The 1,332-nt window shown below is 73.9% G+C and carries 1 protein-coding gene and 1 pseudogene; both read right to left on the reverse strand.

Annotation, left to right across the window (positions count from 1 at the left end):
• Nucleotides 1–336: pseudogene (locus tag DQW06_RS29005) on the reverse strand (hypothetical protein); the annotation flags it as partial.
• A 353-nt stretch (nucleotides 337–689) separates the two neighbouring features.
• The coding region (locus DQW06_RS24030) for a YbhB/YbcL family Raf kinase inhibitor-like protein (RefSeq protein ID WP_232833137.1) at nucleotides 690–1,332 on the reverse strand (643 nt) is incomplete at its 5' end.

Consider the following 1,332-nt stretch of genomic DNA (forward strand, 5'->3'; position numbering starts at 1 on the left):
CCGGGGCCGCCGGTCCGCCTTGGCGCCGTCGCCCTGACGGGACCTGCGGCCGCGTCCGCGCGGCTCCGGCTCCCCGTCGTCCTCGTCCTCGTCGAGGTCGCGACCCCGGCTCCCGCCGCGTCCCCGGCCTCCGTCGCGGGCCCGCTCCCGGCCGCGTCCGCGACCGCGCGGCCGTTCCTCGTCGCGGTCGTCGCCCTCGGCGTCCTCGTGCTCGTACTCGTCGTCGTAGTCGTCCTCGCGGGAGCCGGAGCTCAGCGCGCGCATGCCCAGCAGCAGGAGCACGAGCACGGCGAGCACGACGATGACGGCGATGATGATGATGACGGTGACGGTCATGGTGTACGCACTACCTTGGGGAGGTCGGCCGCGCCCGGGTCGCACCGGTGACCGGCCGAGAGGAGGCCGGTCGAGGGGAGGCGGTGACCTCCGGGGACCGCGGTGATCCGGTGGGTTCGGCCTGCGCTCGCGGGGGGACGCAGGCGGTCCGGTGCGGTTTCGGGTCAGGGCGCCGCGCGGCGAGTGGACGAGTATCGGTCATCTGAAATGGGGCGGGGGGCACAGACCCACTGTATGCGTTGTCGTGCTCCGTGTGCAGAGGGCTACGGGAGCTTCCTCCAGGAATCACCGTGACCCCGGATCCGTCAGGTCGTCCGGGGCCGATCCGGAGGCAGCGCCCGCGGTGAACTATGTCACTCGCTGCGTGTGACCAGCGAACCGCGTGCGACGGCCTGGTCCGCGATCGCCTCCAGCGAGGCGCTCAGCGTCGCGCCCTCGGGCAGGTCCAGCGGGCCCCGGAGGGCGTACACGGTGAACCGGTACTCGTAGGCCTCGTCGGGCTCGGGGCAGGGCGGGTCGTAGGCGGACTCGCCGATGCTGTTCTGCCCCTGCTTGGCGTCGGCCGGAACGGTGTTCTGGCGCAGCTCGACGAGTTCGGGGTCCAGGTCGTAGACCACCCAGAACACCTGCGCCACCTGCGGATCGTCCACCACCAGGGCGATCGACCCGGCCTCGTCGGGAAGCCCCGACCAGCTCAGCGGCGGCGAGTACGCCTGCTGGGCCTCCGCGGGGTCCTCGGAGCCGCCCGTGTCGTCCCCGCCCTCCGCGGTGGTCTCGGCCGCGCCCTCGCAGGAGTAGGCCGCGGGGAGCGGCTCGCCCTCCTGCATCAGCGGGCTGGTGACGTTGATGTCGTCGGGCATGTCGCCGTTCTGCGCGGGCGAGAGGATCCCGCAACCCGTGGTCAGGGCCACGACGGCCCCGGCCGCCACCGCGCCGGCGCGCGTACCGGGGGACGGGCGGGCCGCACTCGGCGCACCGGTGGTCCGGGGGAAGGGG

Origin of the sequence: Nocardiopsis sp. TNDT3, assembly GCF_003427465.1 — a bacterium.
In the GTDB taxonomy this organism is placed as follows: Bacteria; Actinomycetota; Actinomycetes; order Streptosporangiales; family Streptosporangiaceae; genus Nocardiopsis; species Nocardiopsis dassonvillei.